Source organism: Actinomadura sp. 9N407 (assembly GCF_044326315.1).
Taxonomy (GTDB): Bacteria; Actinomycetota; Actinomycetes; order Streptosporangiales; family Streptosporangiaceae; genus Spirillospora.
The window spans coordinates 25489-40512 of record NZ_JBIRAW010000041.1 but is presented as its reverse complement, the minus strand read 5'-3'; the positions used below and the strand labels follow the sequence as shown (position 1 = coordinate 40512).

At 70.0% G+C, this 15024-nt stretch carries 14 protein-coding genes and 1 pseudogene; 7 read left to right on the top strand and 8 right to left on the bottom strand.

Annotated elements, in window-relative coordinates:
• Positions 1-61: 61 nt before the first annotated feature.
• Positions 62-956 (bottom strand): annotated as a pseudogene (locus ACH34Q_RS41085) (IS982 family transposase).
• Between the two features lie 125 nt (positions 957-1081).
• On the opposite strand from ACH34Q_RS41085, the gene ACH34Q_RS41080 reads away from it, so the two are divergent.
• Together ACH34Q_RS41080 and ACH34Q_RS41075 are read left to right on the top strand one after the other, a co-directional pair.
• On the top strand, positions 1082-1702 hold the full coding sequence (locus tag ACH34Q_RS41080; protein ID WP_395988616.1) for a MepB family protein: 621 nt from the start codon (positions 1082-1084) through the stop codon (positions 1700-1702).
• Positions 1703-1779: 77 nt separating this feature from the next.
• Positions 1780-2220: a VOC family protein gene (locus ACH34Q_RS41075; protein WP_395988615.1), complete on the top strand. Its 441-nt coding sequence runs from the start codon at positions 1780-1782 to the stop codon at positions 2218-2220.
• A gap of 24 nt (positions 2221-2244) precedes the next feature.
• On the opposite strand, the gene ACH34Q_RS41070 is transcribed toward ACH34Q_RS41075, so the two are convergent.
• Both ACH34Q_RS41070 and ACH34Q_RS41065 read right to left on the bottom strand, forming a co-directional pair.
• Entirely contained in the window at positions 2245-3561 is a 1317-nt protein-coding gene (locus tag ACH34Q_RS41070; RefSeq protein ID WP_395988614.1) for a DUF222 domain-containing protein, read from the bottom strand.
• Between the two features lie 453 nt (positions 3562-4014).
• On the bottom strand, positions 4015-4650 hold the full coding sequence (locus tag ACH34Q_RS41065) for a TetR/AcrR family transcriptional regulator (protein WP_395988613.1): 636 nt from the start codon (positions 4648-4650) through the stop codon (positions 4015-4017).
• Between the two features lie 91 nt (positions 4651-4741).
• Between ACH34Q_RS41065 and ACH34Q_RS41060 the strand changes: the two genes are divergently transcribed.
• Positions 4742-5218 (top strand): GNAT family N-acetyltransferase, encoded by a 477-nt coding sequence (locus tag ACH34Q_RS41060; protein WP_395988612.1) that lies wholly within the window; start codon positions 4742-4744, stop codon positions 5216-5218.
• Between the two features lie 253 nt (positions 5219-5471).
• Here the strand turns inward: ACH34Q_RS41060 and ACH34Q_RS41055 are convergent, their stop codons facing one another.
• The 4 genes from ACH34Q_RS41055 to ACH34Q_RS41040 form a co-directional block, all read right to left on the bottom strand.
• A complete protein-coding gene (locus ACH34Q_RS41055; RefSeq protein ID WP_395988611.1) occupies positions 5472-8021 on the bottom strand; it encodes an ABC transporter permease in 2550 nt (849 codons plus the stop codon).
• Positions 8022-8027: 6 nt separating this feature from the next.
• On the bottom strand, positions 8028-8861 hold the full coding sequence (locus tag ACH34Q_RS41050) for an ABC transporter ATP-binding protein (protein WP_395988610.1): 834 nt from the start codon (positions 8859-8861) through the stop codon (positions 8028-8030).
• 105 nt (positions 8862-8966) lie between these two features.
• Positions 8967-9494: a hypothetical protein gene (locus ACH34Q_RS41045; RefSeq protein WP_395988609.1), complete on the bottom strand. Its 528-nt coding sequence runs from the start codon at positions 9492-9494 to the stop codon at positions 8967-8969.
• A complete protein-coding gene (locus tag ACH34Q_RS41040; protein WP_395988608.1) occupies positions 9491-9877 on the bottom strand; it encodes an LLM class flavin-dependent oxidoreductase in 387 nt (128 codons plus the stop codon). Before ACH34Q_RS41040 ends, ACH34Q_RS41045 begins: the two co-directional genes overlap by 4 nt.
• 278 nt (positions 9878-10155) lie before the next feature.
• Between ACH34Q_RS41040 and ACH34Q_RS41035 the strand changes: the two genes are divergently transcribed.
• The 3 genes from ACH34Q_RS41035 to ACH34Q_RS41025 all read left to right on the top strand — a co-directional run bounded on the left by ACH34Q_RS41035 (position 10156) and on the right by ACH34Q_RS41025 (position 12839).
• Positions 10156-10737 (top strand): TetR/AcrR family transcriptional regulator, encoded by a 582-nt coding sequence (locus ACH34Q_RS41035; RefSeq protein ID WP_395988607.1) that lies wholly within the window; start codon positions 10156-10158, stop codon positions 10735-10737.
• Positions 10738-10746: 9 nt separating this feature from the next.
• Positions 10747-11691, top strand: a complete 945-nt coding sequence (locus ACH34Q_RS41030) for a hypothetical protein (protein WP_395988606.1) — start codon at positions 10747-10749, stop codon at positions 11689-11691.
• A 107-nt stretch (positions 11692-11798) separates the two neighbouring features.
• A complete protein-coding gene (locus ACH34Q_RS41025) occupies positions 11799-12839 on the top strand; it encodes an MBL fold metallo-hydrolase (RefSeq protein ID WP_395988605.1) in 1041 nt (346 codons plus the stop codon).
• 121 nt (positions 12840-12960) lie between these two features.
• Here the strand turns inward: ACH34Q_RS41025 and ACH34Q_RS41020 are convergent, their stop codons facing one another.
• A complete protein-coding gene (locus tag ACH34Q_RS41020) occupies positions 12961-13584 on the bottom strand; it encodes a TIGR03086 family metal-binding protein (protein WP_395988604.1) in 624 nt (207 codons plus the stop codon).
• A 394-nt stretch (positions 13585-13978) separates the two neighbouring features.
• Between ACH34Q_RS41020 and ACH34Q_RS41015 the strand changes: the two genes are divergently transcribed.
• On the top strand, positions 13979-14992 hold the full coding sequence (locus ACH34Q_RS41015) for a sulfite exporter TauE/SafE family protein (protein ID WP_395988603.1): 1014 nt from the start codon (positions 13979-13981) through the stop codon (positions 14990-14992).
• Positions 14993-15024 lie beyond the last annotated feature (32 nt).

Genomic DNA, 15024 nt, shown 5'->3' with positions numbered 1-15024 from the left:
CGGCCTAGCGCCATGGAACTTGCGCTATCGGCCTGGTATTAGACGAGTCATTCCGATGTGATCAGTGGTCGTAGGCGATGAGCGAGCGTGTGACTGGCTGGCTGGTCTTGTGGTCGTGCCAGATCGCCGCGGCCATCGCGAGGATGCGCTGGGCAACGCGGACGGCGACGCCCTCGAAGGTCCGCCCGCCGTGCTGTTCCAGGTCGAGTTGCCCTTTGAGGGTGTCGTTGACCGACTCGATCAACTGCCGCACCGACTTCAGCAGGCCCTCGCTCTTGCGATTCCTCTCCCGCTTGAACGACGGCCGCAGCAACTCGACGCCCCCGCAGGGCCAGGCCGGCCTCGAACCCCTTGGAGGCGAAGCCCTTGTCGGAGATCACCAGCAGCCCCGGCCGGCCGGTGACCGTCTCCGGTTCGCGGTCCAGCATCGCCGTCAGTACCTCACGCTCGCCGATCTTCGGGTTCGCCAACGGCCACAGGATCGGCATCCCGGACGGGGTGCACACCAGGAACAGGCGAAGGCCCCAGAAGAAGCGGCTGTGGCCGGCGCAGTACCCTTATCCGGCCCAGCCGGCCAGGCCTGACCGCTTCACCGTCGGGCGCGAGCGGCCACACTCCACCGGCGTGGAGTCGACGATCCAGTGGTTGTCGAACCAGAAGCCGGTGTCCACCGCCAGCAGTCGTATCGCCTTCTCGACCACCGGCAGCACGGCCCGCAGCCGCTCGTTCCAGCCCGGCTGCCTGGGCACGTACGGGAACATCGCCCCCAGTCGGGAGTCCACGAACCGCAGCCACCGCGACTCCGAGGTACAGCCCAGCAGCGCCTGCGCGACAGCGAGGCAGACGAGCTCGGAGTCCATCAGCCGCGGAGGTCGGCCCAGCCACCTAGCGCCTCCGATCTCGTCGTCGATCTCCACGTACAGCGCGGCCAGCAGGGCGTCCAGGTTGTTCGTCACACAACGATCTTGGACGTCCTGTCCTGCGTTCCGGGCACAACGTCAGTATTCGGATCGGCGCGACGAGAGCCACACCCCCCGGGTCGAGCCGGTGACCGTCCAAGCACCCGTGACAGGGTGACCGAATGACGTCGAACCGCGAGTGTTCATCCGATCCCTACCCCACCGGCCTCGAACCGTGGTCGGACACCACCCCGGTTCACACAGACCTCATCGCGGCGAAAGTGCTCGTCTACGACGCTTGCGGGTTCACCTGCTCGCAGCCGGTCCCCGAAGCCGAGAGCGCCGACTACGCCGCCCACGCCTTCACCCTTGACGGCCTCGCCATCCGCTTCCGCGCAGCCAGAACGACCCCCACCAAGGTCGGCCAGTTCGTCACCGTGTGGAAGAGAGCCCCGGGCGGGCCCATCCAGCCTTTCGACGCCACCGACCCCGTCGATCTCTTCGTCATCAGCACCCGCGACCATCACCACTTCGGCCAGTTCGTCTTTCCCATGGACACGCTCAGCCGACGCGGTGTCGTGTCAGTACACGGTTCCGGAGGCAAACGAGCCTTCCGCGTCTACCCGCCCTGGGTGACCACCACCAACCGCCAAGCCGGCAGTTCGCAGGCGTGGCAACTGGACCACTTCTTGCACCTTGACCAAGACGGGCCCATCGACTCGGCCCATGCCCAAGAGCTCTACCACCCACAGGACGGCCCCGGCATCACCACAAGATCAGCCAGCCCCTCACACGACCACTGATCGCCGCCTACGACCGCTGATCATTCGGAATGGCTCGTCTAGGCACCGTCCAGCGGCTGGACTACGCTCAGTCGATCATGCACGATCTGCTCGGAATCAATCATCTGACACTATCCACGACCGACCTCGACCGGCTCGTGGCCTACTACACAGAGATGCTCGGAGCAAGGCTCGCATTCGAGCGCGCTGCGACTCCCGCCGATCCACGGATCGCCGTCATCGATGTCGGCGGGGCCGACCACCTGATGATAGTCGAAACCGCTACCGCCTCCACCGCTGATCTCGACCCCCTGAACCGGGCGGGATGGGGGCTGCGAGTAGGAACGTACGCGCAACTGTGTGAGGTTCGCGAACGAATCCGGGTCGGCGGGTGGCCGGTCGGGCAGATCGAGACACTGCCCACGCAATGGACGATGACGGCTCGCGATCCCGATGGACGCCCCGTAGATGTCCGGGCCCATCGGCCCCGCACCACATCGCCGCAATCAACCACAGGCGACGGCAACCCTGGATTTTGAAACACGCCTTGGCCGTGGATGCTGTCAGGCGGTGCGCCATCGGTACGGAGTTTGCGTGTCACCCGATTCCTCCGGTTCGTTGGGCGGCCCGGCCATCTCGGTCCGGCGGGATCTCGTTGACCGATACAGGCGTTGAATTCGTCTGGCGGAAGTCGCTGGGCTTGTGCGTTGAGCAGGGATGTTCGCCGCCGGACGGTCGCGGTCGTTCTGTTGCGTCCACGGTGGTGCCTTATAGCCGGTGTGTCGGTCGGGCGGAGGCAGGAGTCGGTAGACGAATCGTCCGTTTTCGTCTGTTTCGATGCTGATTTGGTGGGGGTTGGTGTGGCGCCAGCGGTTGTGCCATCCGCAGCACAGGGTGAGGCGGTCGATGTCGGTGGCGCCACTGTCCAGGGCCCATCCGTCGACGTGGTCGACCTCGGCCAGCGTGCCGGGGACTTCGCAGCCTTGGACGGCGCAGGTGGGGTAGAGGGCTTCCAGGACGCGGCGCTGGGCAGGGCTGGCGAACCGGGCCCGCCGCCCCAGATACAACGGGAGACCACCAGATCCCAGCAGCAGCGGCGACACCCCGGCCGACAGCGCGATCCGGCGTGCCTGTGCGGCGGGGATCGGGGTGCCGTCGGGCAGCCGCGTCGGGGTGTCACCGCCGGTGAGGGTGTCCAGATCGCAGATGAGGGTGACCTTGGTGGTGTGATGGCCGCCGGACAGGACGGTGGTGAGGGCGGCGGCGGTGCGTTCGGCCAGATCGCGCAGGTCTTCGGGACCGGCAGGCTTGGCCAGCGGCCCTAAAGTGCCGTCGAGGACGGCGGCGTCTTCAGCGTTCAGCCAGCCCTTGATATACCGGCCGCCGTCCAGGGACCGCGTCGAGGTGAGCCAGGAGCGCTGGTAGCCGCGTGCGGCGTCGTCGGGGGCGTGGTCGGTGCCGTCGCGTTCGGCGATCACATCCCGGATCCGGGACCCGAACGCCGCGACCTTCCCCGCCGAGAACCCGTCGTCGGCCATGGCCAGCAGCAGCGTCTCGGCCTTGGCGCAGTCGTCATCGTCGAGGCGGGCCACCGATTGAACGATCGCGACCGCGTATCCGCAGGACAGGGTGCCGTCGGCCAGCCGTTCCGCGGTCTCGGGCAGCCGTGGCAACTGGCGCGCGAGCAGGACGCGTTCCTTGGCGCGGGCATCACGCATCCCCAGGCGGGACCGCAGCCACGCCTGCGCGGACGGATAGCCCCACCGGCGCATCTCACCGGATGCCTCCACCACGGCGATCAAACGGGCCAGGAAGCCCTCCTGCACATCGGCGGCACGGACCAGGGTCTCGGCCCACTCCAGGCACACCGCCGCCGACACCCACCCCGAACCAGCCCCTTGATCGTCCCCCGAACCAGGCCACGAGCCGGGCCTTGATCCGGACTCCATCCCTCGCTCCGCGCGTGACTCTAAGACGGACCCTGAGATCGACTCTGAGATGGATTCTGGGGTCGGCTTTGAGATGCGCTCTGAAATGAGTTCTGCGGCCGAAGGCCCGCGGCGGGCGAGTTCGGCGGCGATCGACGCCGCTGCGGCCACCAGCTCACCGGTGGTCAGCGACTCCACATCCATCACTCTCGAACTCACGTTCTAAGACTACCTAGAGTAGTTTCTTGATCGCAAGGCGTATTTCATTGATCGTCCGGGAGTACTTGATTGCCGACTCTCCGCCTGATTCGGCGCGCACCTGCGCCGAGGGCCCGGGAGCGGTGGGGCAGGCGAACCAGGTGGCCTAGCAGGGCGGGGAATGCACCCCTCAGACGGTGGGAGCCCTCAGCGGCGGGGACTTTCGGCCGTGGTCGGGCGGGACGCCTTGCGAGATCGGGTCGGGCGCAGGGCGGCGAGTTGGGCTTGGACGGCGGCGGTGGTGCGTTGTTCGTCGCCGGTGGCGAGAAGGTCGAGCAGGGCGCCCCGGAGGATCGCCAGCACGAGGGTGCGGTGCTGTTCGCCTGGTGCCGTGGCGCGTTCGCCGGGAGCTTGGGTCGCGGCGAGGACGGTCAGCCAGTCGTCGACGCTGGCGGCGGCGAAGCCGGCCCAGGGGCCGTCGCTGCCGAGCAGCGAACGGCTGTAGCCCTCGACCCACAGGGTGAGCAGCGGTCGGCGGGCTGGGGCGGCGAGCCAGGTCCAGAGCTGATCGGCCGCTGTCTCCAAGCCGATGGGGCGTTGGCCGGCGCGGTCGCGGAGGCCGTCCAGGAGGGCGATCTCCTCGGTGCGGGCACGAGCCAGCAGGGCGCGCACGAGGCCGTCCTTGCTACCGAACAAGTAGAGCAGCACGCGGGGGCTGGAGCCGATCGCCGCGGCGAGCGGGCGCAGCGACAGTTCGGCGAGGCCGTGCTCGAGCGCGTATCGGTAGGCGCGTTCGAGCAGTTCGGTACGGCGTGCGGAAGGGACGGGCTCGTCGCTGGCCATGGTGTTACCGTAGCCGTACTGAAACAGTCGTGTCAGTGGGAGCTGGTGCAGGATGCGCACTACCGGCAGAACTCAGGTGACAAGTACGCCGGTGACGGTGCGGCCGCTGGGCGAGCCCGGTGACCTCGGGTGGGTGGTGCAGGCCCACGGCGAGGTCTACGCGGAGCAGTTCGGATGGGACGGGGGCTTCGAGGCCCTGGTGGCTCGGATCGTCGCCGACTACGCCGAGCAGAACGATCCCGTACGGGAGGCGGCCTGGATCGCCGAGGTGGACGGACGGCGGGTGGGATGCGTCTTCTGCGTCGACGGCGGCGAGGGGACGGCCAAGCTCCGGATCCTGTTGGTGCACCCGTCCGCTCGCGGGCTGGGCATCGGATCCCGGCTGGTGGACGAGTGCCTGCGGTTCGCCCAGGAGGCCGGATACCGGGAGATCACCCTGTGGACCAACGACGTGCTGGTGTCAGCGCGGCGGATCTACCAGGCCGCCGGATTCGAGCTGGTCGACGAGGAACCGCATCGGAGTTTCGGCCATGACCTCGTCGGCCAGCACTGGTCGCGCTCGTTGTAGGCCGCCTGGTTACCAGGTGGTCGGGTAACCAGATGGTCTGGTAACCAGGTCGGGCTCGCAGAGTCGCCGGTTGGCAGAGCCGAGTTTCCAAGACACCGGGTTGCCAGGTCGCCGGGGGTCGCCGGGTTGCCAGGTCGCCGCGCTCGTAGGTCATCGGATTGCCAGGTCGCCTCACTCGTCGGTCACCTGGTTGCAGGTCGCTCGGTTCGTAGGTGGCTCCGTTCGTAGGACACTCCGTGGTGATGGCTGCAGGTCACTCGGTGGTGATGGCTCTCAGGACGTCGATGCGGGCGGCGCGGCGGCCGGGCAGGACGGCGGAGACGAAGCCGACCAGGCCCGCCGCGATCACCAGGGCGAGCAGGGTACCGACCGGCAGGGCGAACTCGGTGATGCCCTCCTCGTCCAGGGAGGTGACCATGGTCCAGCCGAAGAAGACGCCGATGGCCAGGCCGAGGACGGCGCCCAGCACCGAGATGATGACGGCCTCCCAGCGGATCATGGCGCGCAACTGGCCCCGGGTCATGCCGACGGCGCGCAGCAGGCCCAGCTCGCGGACGCGTTCCAGGACGGACAGGGCGAGGGTGTTGATGATGCCGATGAACGCGATGACCACGGCTAGCGCGAGCAGGACATAGAAGAGGATCAGGATCTGGTCGATCTGGTCGGCTTGGGTCTTCTTGTATTCGGCCTGGTCGCGTACCTCGACTCCCGGGTACGCGGCGACGACGCGGTCGACGGCCGCGCGGGAGGCGGCGGGTGTGACGTCCGGCTTGGCCTTGACGTACGCGAAGACGTCGAGCTGGTCGGCGTAGTGGCGCTGGAAGTCGCGCATGGCGAGCAGGTACGCGCCGTTGAGCTGGTTGTCCTCGTAGATGGCCTTGATCGGGAGGCGTTCGGGACCGCCGACGGGGAAGCGCAGGGTGACGGTGTCGCCGACCTTCCAGCCGTGCTGTTCGGCGGTGTCCTCCCTGATGGCCAGTCCGCCCGAGGCCAGGTCGGCGAGGCGTCCGGACGTGGACTCGGTACGGACCGTACCGGCGTAGGCGACCGGGTCCACGCCCATCAGCCCCTGCGTCCTGCCGTCGTCCAGCTTGAACGCTCCGGGCCGCAGTCCGGCGGCCGCCTCGACCTCGGGCAGCGCCGACAGGCGTGCCACCACATCGGGGCTGAAGCCGGCCATGCCGCCGGACGGGCCGGTCAGGATGTAGTCGGCGGCGACCGTCTCGTCCAGGACGCGGGTCACCGACTCCTTCATCGACGCGGCCAGGATCGTGACCAGGCTGACCAGCGCCAGACCGATCATCAGCGCGGCGGCGGTGGCTGCGGTCCGGCGCGGGATGCGCATCGCGTTCTGCCGGGCGAGCTTGCCGGGCTGCCCGGCCCAGCGGGCGAACGGCCAGCCCAGCACGCGGGACAGCGGGCGGGCGATCAGCGGGCTGAGCACGGCGATACCGAGGAAGATCACGACCGCGCCGGCGGCGGTGAGGGCGAGCGGGTTGCCGGCGCCGCCGGTGAACAGGCCGGCCAGCAGCAGCGCGACGCCGGCCGCGGACAGGACGGCTCCCAGCGCGATCCGTACCTTGCCGATCCGGGCGGGCGCGGCCATCGTCGCCTCCTGGACGGCGGCGACCGGCGGTACGCGGGTGGCCCGCAGGGCGGGCAGCAGCGCGGCCAGAACGGTGACCACCATCCCGACGGCCAGTCCCACGATGATCGTACGTGGCCTGACCTGGAGCGAGGTGGTGGGCAGGTCGCCGCCGAGCGCGGCGAACAGCTCCCGCAGGCCGAGCGCGATCAGGATGCCGGCGCCGACCCCGATCAGCGACGCCACCAGCCCGACCAGCGCGGATTCGGTCAGCACCGACCACAGCAGCTGCCTGCGGGAGGCGCCCAGGCAGCGCAGCAGGGCCAGCTCGCGGGCGCGCTGGGCCAGGATGATCGAGAAGGTGTTGACGATGATGAACGAGCCGACGAAGAGCGCCACGAACGCGAACGACAGCAGCGCGATGTTGATGAATCCGGTGAACGCGCCGACCGCGCGGGCGTTCTCCTCGGCGAACTCCTCCCCCGTCAGCACCTGGTAGGACGGGCCGAGCCGGGCGCGGATCCGGTCGCGCAGTTCCTCGGGGCTCACCCCGGGCGCCGCGACGACGTCGATCTCGTCGAAGACCCCCGGCCGGTTGAGCACCTGCCGCGCGGTACCGATATCGAAGCCCGCGAGCGTCGCGCCGGCCAGGTTGTCGGCCTCGCCGAAGCCCACCAGGCCGGTGACGGTGAACTCGCGTGGCGGTCCCTGGAACAGGATCCGGATCCGGTCACCGGCCTTGAAGCCCTGCTTCTCCGCCGTGCGGACGTCCACCACGACCTCGCCGGGGCCGGCGGGCAGCCGACCGCTGCGCAGCGAGACCGAGCGCTGGAGCTCGGGGGTGGTGTAGACCGACAGCCCGAGTGTCGGTGCCCCGCCCGTCGTGACCGGCTTGCCGTCCTTGCCGATGAACTGCGCGTACCCCACCACGCTGCCCTCGGCCGCCTGGACGCCCTCGACCCCGGCGATCCGGTCGCGCACGGCGTCGGGGACCGGAGTCCGGTTCTCCATGCCCTGGGTGGTGAACGACTCCTTACCGCGTACCGCGACGTCGATGCCCTTGGTGACGTCGGTGAACAGCTGCGAGAACGTCTTGTCGATGGTGTCGGTGAGCACATAGGTGCCCGCGACGAAGCCGACCCCGAGAACGATCGCGAGCCCGGTGAGCGCCAACCTCAGCTTGTGGGCCAGCAGGCTGCGGAACGTGAACCGCCACATGCCGCATCACTCCCCGAGGTCCCTGTGGTCGGCGTCCCTGTAGTCGGCGTCCCCGTGGTCGAGAGTCCCGTGGTCGAGGTCCTTGAGGAAGTCCAGGACCTTCTCGGCCGTCGGGCCTTCCATCTCCTCGACGATCAGGCCGTCGGCCAGGAACAGCACCCGGTCGGCGTACGCGGCGGCGCTCGGATCGTGGGTGACCATCACGATCGTCTGCCCGAACTCGTCCACCGAGCGCCGCATGAACGTCAGCAGCTCCGCGCTCGTACGGGAGTCGAGGTTGCCCGTCGGCTCGTCGGCGAACACGATCGTCGGCCGCGACAGCAGCGCGCGGGCGACCGCGACCCGCTGCTGCTCGCCGCCCGACAGCTCGGTGGGACGGTGCCCTCGCCGCTTGCCGAGACCCAGCTGCGCGACGACCCGCTCGAGCCAGCTCCGGTCCGGTTTTTCACCGGCGATCGACAGGGGCAGCTCGATGTTCTCCTCTGCGGTGAGGGTGGGGATCAGGTTGAACGCCTGGAACACGAACCCGACCCGTTCGCGGCGCAGCAGTGTCAGCTTGCGGTCGGAGAGCCGGCTCAGCTCGGTGTCGCCGATCCATACCTCGCCGCCGCTGACCCGGTCGAGCCCGGCCATGCAATGCAGCAGCGTGGACTTTCCCGAGCCGCTGGGCCCCATCACGGCGGTGAAGCGGCCCTCGGGGAACGCCACCGTCACCCCGTCCAGGGCTCTGACCTCGGTATCGCCCGCCCCGTACACCTTGCTGATCCCGACGGCCCGCGCGGCGCCCGCCCCCACGGCCGCCCGTGGGGCGTCCGGGGCCTCCTGCTCCTCTTGTCCCATGGGTCTCCTCGCCCTTCCGCCGCCCATCTGCGACTGTCCGCCTGTACGCGCGGTCGGGCAAGACCTCAATCGCCTTCAGAGACTCGGCCGTCAGGGACTTGCCGTTCAGAGGACGGCGGCCGCCAGCTCCCTCCATTCGGGCAGCGGTAGTGCGGCCGGGTCGGCGGTGAGCACCTGCAGGCACACGTGGTCGGCACCAGCGTCCAGATGCTCCAGGACGCGCTTGCGGATCGTCTCGGCGTCCCCGTACGCGACGATCTCGTCCACCAGCCGGTCGCTCGGCCCGCCGATCAGATCGGCGTCGCCGAAGCCGAGTCGCCTCAGGTTCGCGGTCTGGTGCGGCGCCGCCTCGACATAGCCGCCGACATGCGCCCGCGCCACCTCCCGCGCCCGGTCGAGATCGGTGTCCAGGACGACGGCCTGCTCGACTCCGAGGAACGTGTCCGGGCCCATGATCGCCCTGGCCCGTACGGTGTGGCTCACGGGAACGAAGTACGGATGCGCTCCCCACGTCCGGCGGCCGGCCAGATCCAGCATCCTCGGGCCGAGAGCTCCCAGGACCCGGCGCGGCGGGACCTCCGGCGGTACGGAGTGGACGGGCAGCGCGTCCATCCGGTCCAGGTAATCGGTCATGGTCGCGACCGCGCGGCCCAGGGAGGGAGCGTGTAGCCGTCCAACTGGCCGGGGGTGTCGTCCACGCGGTGGCCGCCGAGCCCGAGCACATACCGGCCAGGGAACGCCTCGGCCAGCGTGCGCTCGGCCGTGGCCATGGCGATCGGGTCCCGCAAGGCGATGTTGGCGATGCCCGATGCGACGACCATGCGGCTCGTCGCCGACAGCAGTAGCCAGGCCTGCCCGACCGTGTCCCGGCCGAACGCCTCACCGAACCACAGCGCCCCGTACCCCAGTTCCTCGATCTCGGCCGCCGCCTCGCGGACCCGCCCGGCCGGCTGCCCCTCGAACGCGAACGTCCACACCCCGACACGGCCCAGGCCGCGGCGTACATCATCGGTCATCGTCGCTCTCCTCGAACACTTCGATCGTGATTCGTGACCGCTCGGGCCTTAATCCGCCCGCGCGTTCAGCCCTCACAGGCACTTAACCGGAGAGGTTCTCCGGTTGATGTCGGCTACGATACGGAGAACCTCTCCGTTTGGCTAGCCGGGATTGGCCAGGCGAGGTTGGACAGGCGAGATCGGCCAGCCGGGGTTGGCCAGGCGAGGACGGGTCAGGCGGCCGGAGGACGACCGCAACAATCGACAGCAACGGATGACGGCGAGAGGGGACCGGGCCGATGACGGCACCACAGAGACGGCCCGGACAGGGACGGACACCGCGCGCGGACGCGTTGCGCAACCGGGAGCGGATCGTCGAGGTCGCCCGGGAGACCTTCGCCGCCGAAGGGCCCGGAGCGTCCCTGAACGAGATCGCCCGGCGCGCGGGCATCGGCCCTGGAACGCTCTACCGGCACTTCCCCACCCGGGCGGCACTGCAGGCCGCGGTGCTCGCCGACCGGATCGAGCGGCTGAGCGCCCGGGCCGCGGAGCTTCGCGACACCGCGCCGCCGGACGAGGCACTGACCGAGTGGCTGCGCGCGTTCCTGGCGCACGCGAGCACCGATCACGGCCTGGCCGGCCGGTTGATCGCCGAGGAGACCGCGGATCTCGGGATGGACTGCCACCAGGCGATCAGGGACGCCGCCGCCGGGCTGCTCGACCGGGCCCAGCGCGCGGGAACCGCCCGCGCCGACGTCTCGGCCGTCGACATGATCGACCTCGTCGTCGGTGTCGCACTCGCCACCAGGGGGCAGGACGGCGCCGATTCCGGACGACCGGAACGGCTGCTCGGGCTCGTGCTGGACGCCCTGCGCGGGTAGGACCGGCACGTGGACCTTTCCAGCGCCGCCCATGATCTCTACGGGGTCGCCCCGGACGACTTCATGGACACGCGCAAGCGCCTCGTACAGGAGGCCAAGACGGCGGGCGACGCCGCGCTCGCGAAGAAGATCGGGGCGCTGCGCCGGCCGACGCTGCCCGCCTGGGCGGTCAACCTGCTGTCCCGTTCCGCCGGGGAGGAGCTGGGGTGGCTCCTGGACGTCGGTACGCAGATGCGCGAGGCGTGGTCGTCGGGCGGGAGCATCGGCGGGCTGGAGCAGCGGCGCGGCGAGCTGGTGGCGCTGCTGGTACGGAGGGCACGGGAGCTGGCCGAGGAGGGCGGCCATCCGCTGCGGGACCCCGCCGTACGAGAGGTCGAGGACACCCTGCAGGCCGCGACCGTGGACGCCGATGTAGCGGACGAGGTCAGGCAGGGCCGTCTGACCCAGCCGCGGAGCCATACCGGATTCGTCCCGGCCGGGTTCCCCGCGCCGCAAGCCTCGCCGGCTCCCCGGCAAAAGAAGGCGAAAGCTGAGACACGGCAAGGGGCAGGACAGAAGGCAGAGCAAGGGGTCCGGCGGGAGCGAGCGACAGAACAAGAGCAAGAAGCAGAGGCAGAGGCAGAGGCAGAGAAGCAAGAGGCACAACAAGAGGCACAGCAAAAGGCAGAGCCGGAAAGGCAGGAACGGCCGCGCAGGTCCGCCGCGGCGGTCGAGCGGGCGCGCAAGAAGGCAGAGGAGGCCGATCGGGAACTGGCGGAACGCGAGGCGGAGGTCTATGACGCCCAGGAGGAACGCAAGTCGGCCGACGCGGAGGCTGGACGGCTGCGCCGGGAACTGGACAAGGCGATCAGGCGCCAGGAGACGGCCGAGCGGCACCTGGAGAAGGTCGAGCACCGGCGTGACCAGGCCGCCGAGGCGGCCGCCAAGGCGCGCCGCAAGGTCCAGGACGAGTGATCACGCCGGCCGGGAAGCACCCCGATCCCGGACCCCGGCGTACAAAGCGGAAACACTCATGAAGTACCGTTCTCCCGAACGTGATTCTAAAATCGAGGGGGCGCGCGGTGGCGGTACCGGCCTTTGAGCAACCGGCGGACTGGACCGAGCCGGGGGCGCACCCGGTGGCCCCCGGCGTGCACCGGATCCCGCTGGAACTCCCCATCCCCTCCCTGCATTCCGTCAACGTCTACGTGGTGGACGACCCCGCAGGACCGGTCCTGGTCGACTCCGGCTGGGCGATGCCCGACAGCCGCGCCGCCCTGGGCGCCGCACTGCGCACGCTCGGGCACCGGCTGGAGGACGTCAGCCAGTTCCTGGTGACGCACGCGCACGGCGACCACTACTCGCAGGCGCTGACTCTCCGCCAGTCGTTCGGGACCCGGGTCAGGATCGGCCGGGGCGAGCGCCCATCGATCGAGGCCACCGCCGCGGCCGGCGGCCCCAGCCATTCCGGCCAGGCCGAACTGCTGCGCCGCTGCGGTGCCGCCGACCTGGCCGATGAGGTCCTCAGCTGGGACCGTGGCGAGCGCGAGGGCGACTGGCCCGACGGCACGCCCGACGGGTGGCTGGACGACGGCGAGCGGATCGCGCTCAAGCGCCGGGGCCTGGACGTGTTCGCCACGCCCGGGCACACCCGGGGCCACATCGTGCTCCGCGACGCCGACGCCGGCCTGCTGTTCTCGGGCGACCACGTACTGCCGCACATCTCGCCGTCGATCGGCCTGGAGGCCGCGCCAGAGCCCAAGCCGCTGCGCAGCTACCTGGACTCGCTGCGGCTCGTCCGCGACATGCCCGACACGCTGCTGCTGCCCGCGCACGGCGCGGTGACCGCCAGCACGCACGTCCGGATCGACGAGCTGATCAAGCACCACGAGGCCCGGCTGAACGTCGCCGCGGCCCAGGTCAGAGCGGGTCACGCGACCGCGTACGAGGTCGCCCGGGCGATGCCGTGGACCCGTCGCCAGAAGAAGCTCGACGAGCTGGACGGCTTCAGCCAGATGCTGGCCATCCTGGAGATCGACGCCCATCTCGACGTCCTGGTCGACCAGGGCGTCCTGGACTCCGCGGAGACAGGCGGCGTCCGCACCTACGCCGTCCGCGCCTGACCTCACCGCACGTGCCCCGGCCTCGCCGTACAACCTGACCTGGCCGAACAACCTGACCTGACCGAACAAGCGTGACCTGGCCGTACAAGCCCGACCTCGCCGTACGGAGCGCGAGCGCGCCCTATGCCGTACGAGCATGGGCCATGCGCGGGTCGCGGCCGAGGTAGGCGATCAGCCGGTCACTGGGTGGGGACCCGGGAGATGCCGCGATCGGTGGCGCGAACAGGCCGGAACGGGCGTGACCGGGTACGAGCAGCGGTGTGAGGCGCAGCAGCCGTTCCGCGAGCGGGGCCGGAATCTCGGCCTCGCCACCCCGGGCCCAGGCGACGTCCCAAGCGTGCACGACCAACTCGACGGCCCCCGTACCGGCCACGACCCCCGCCCGTATTGGGCAGCCCGCCACTGTGATGACGCGGTCGGCGCGATCGGCGTCGCGCCATGCCTCGAGCAGGCGTACGGCACCGTCCTGTACGGCGCCCACGAGATCCTGCGGACACTCACCCGGGTGCGGAAACAACTGGACCGTACCCGTGCTCACGGCCTCGTGCAGTGCGGCTAGCGAGTCGTCCATGTGTTGCAGCAGCATCCCCAGGTCCCAGCCCTCGCAGGGTGTGGGTCGGTAAAGGTCCCGCGCGGTGAACGGCGGCGGCGCGTCCAGGGTCTCCAGCGTGAAGGCCACCGCTCGTTCCAGTAGCCCCACGCCGTACCTCTGCAGCGCCGTCGCGTCCCGCTCACTCATCATCATGCAGGCTCCTTTCGCGCTTACTGACCCCGTCGCGTAAGGGAACTCATCGGATGGCGGCGTTCGAAAAGATTTTCGTATGTGGCGATGAGTTCGCGTAACGCGCCTGGTCCGTACAGGTGGGTCAGGACAACATCGCCTTTGCGTGGGACGCCAAGAGGAGGGCATCTTCCACTGGGTCCGCCGCCATGACATGTACGGCACCTGAGGGTAAGGATCCCGAGTGCCGGGGGATCGCCCCGGAAAGGAGCAGTACGTGGCACCCTTCCGACGAGCACGAAGCCGGATACACCGGCAGCGCTACTACAAGCACAGCCACTACAAGCACAGCTACTACAAGCAGGGCTGACACCGGCGGACAGGGCCGCGAATAGGCCGGACAGGAGCGGGGACCCTGATGGGCGACGCCGCCGTGCTCTTCCTCACGGGCGCCGGGACCGGGTTGCTGGCCGGCGGCGGCTCGTGTGCGGCGGTCCAGCTGGGGCTGCTGACCGGGGCGGTGCGCGACGCACCGCGTCCCGCCGTCCCGGTCACGGCCTTCCTGACGGCGAAGCTCGTCACCCATACGGCGTTGGGCGCCCTGCTGGGCATCGTGGGCGCCGCCGTACAGCCGGGTCCGCGAGCACGGGCCGCGCTGATGCTCGCCGCGGCCGCCGTGATCCTCGTCTTCGCGCTGGACCTGCTCGGCTTCCCGCCGGCCCGCCGCCTGCTCCACCGTTCGACAATCGGCTCAGGAGCGGAACACTGCTCAGGAGCGGAACCCGGCACAGGAGCGGAACACTGTGCTACCGCTCCCCCGCGCCGCGCACGGACGCGCCGGCCCGCGGCACTCGGCGCGGCCACGGTCCTGCTGCCCTGCGGGGTCACTCTCTCTACCGAACTGCTGGCGATCACCTCACGTTCCGCGCTCGCGGGGGCCGCCGTGATGGCCGGCTTCGTCCTGGGCACCGCACCCGTCGCGGCCCTGCTCGGCATGGGTCTCGGACGCGGCATGGCCGTCCTGCGCGGGCGGCTGACGGCGTTCGTCGGCGTCGCCCTGGTCGCCGTCGCGGGCTGGACGCTGCTGTCCGGGCTCCGGCTGGGCGGCTGGCTGCCCGGGCCGGCCGGCGCCGCCACCGCCCGCAACGTCATGACCGACAGCACGGGTACCCAGGTCATCACCATCGGCGCCGCCGACCGCGGCTACCGGCCCGCGCTCGTGACGGCCCGTTCGGGGGTACGCACGGTCCTGGTCGTACGGACGCACGGCAACCGCGGCTGCACCCGCGCGTTCACCATCCCGTCCAAGGGCCTGGAACGGATGCTTCCCGAGACCGGCGACACCCGCCTCGACCTGGGCACGCCCGAACCCGGCCGCCTCGGCTTCACCTGCGCCTCTGGCCACTACCCCGGAGCCATCTCGTTCCGTTAGGCGCATCTGCGTATCTGCGTGCCTCCGCGGTT

Coding starts and splice junctions, on each gene's coding strand:
- ACH34Q_RS41080 (WP_395988616.1), top strand. CDS start 1,082: ATGACGTCGAACCGCGAGTGTTCATCCGATCCCTACCCCACCGGCCTC.
- ACH34Q_RS41075 (WP_395988615.1), top strand. CDS start 1,780: ATGCACGATCTGCTCGGAATCAATCATCTGACACTATCCACGACCGAC.
- ACH34Q_RS41050 (WP_395988610.1), bottom strand. CDS start 8,861: ATGGGACAAGAGGAGCAGGAGGCCCCGGACGCCCCACGGGCGGCCGTG.
- ACH34Q_RS41035 (WP_395988607.1), top strand. CDS start 10,156: ATGACGGCACCACAGAGACGGCCCGGACAGGGACGGACACCGCGCGCG.
- ACH34Q_RS41015 (WP_395988603.1), top strand. CDS start 13,979: ATGGGCGACGCCGCCGTGCTCTTCCTCACGGGCGCCGGGACCGGGTTG.
- ACH34Q_RS41055 (WP_395988611.1), bottom strand. CDS start 8,021: ATGTGGCGGTTCACGTTCCGCAGCCTGCTGGCCCACAAGCTGAGGTTG.
- ACH34Q_RS41020 (WP_395988604.1), bottom strand. CDS start 13,584: ATGATGATGAGTGAGCGGGACGCGACGGCGCTGCAGAGGTACGGCGTG.
- ACH34Q_RS41045 (WP_395988609.1), bottom strand. CDS start 9,494: ATGACCGATTACCTGGACCGGATGGACGCGCTGCCCGTCCACTCCGTA.
- ACH34Q_RS41040 (WP_395988608.1), bottom strand. CDS start 9,877: ATGACCGATGATGTACGCCGCGGCCTGGGCCGTGTCGGGGTGTGGACG.
- ACH34Q_RS41065 (WP_395988613.1), bottom strand. CDS start 4,650: ATGGCCAGCGACGAGCCCGTCCCTTCCGCACGCCGTACCGAACTGCTC.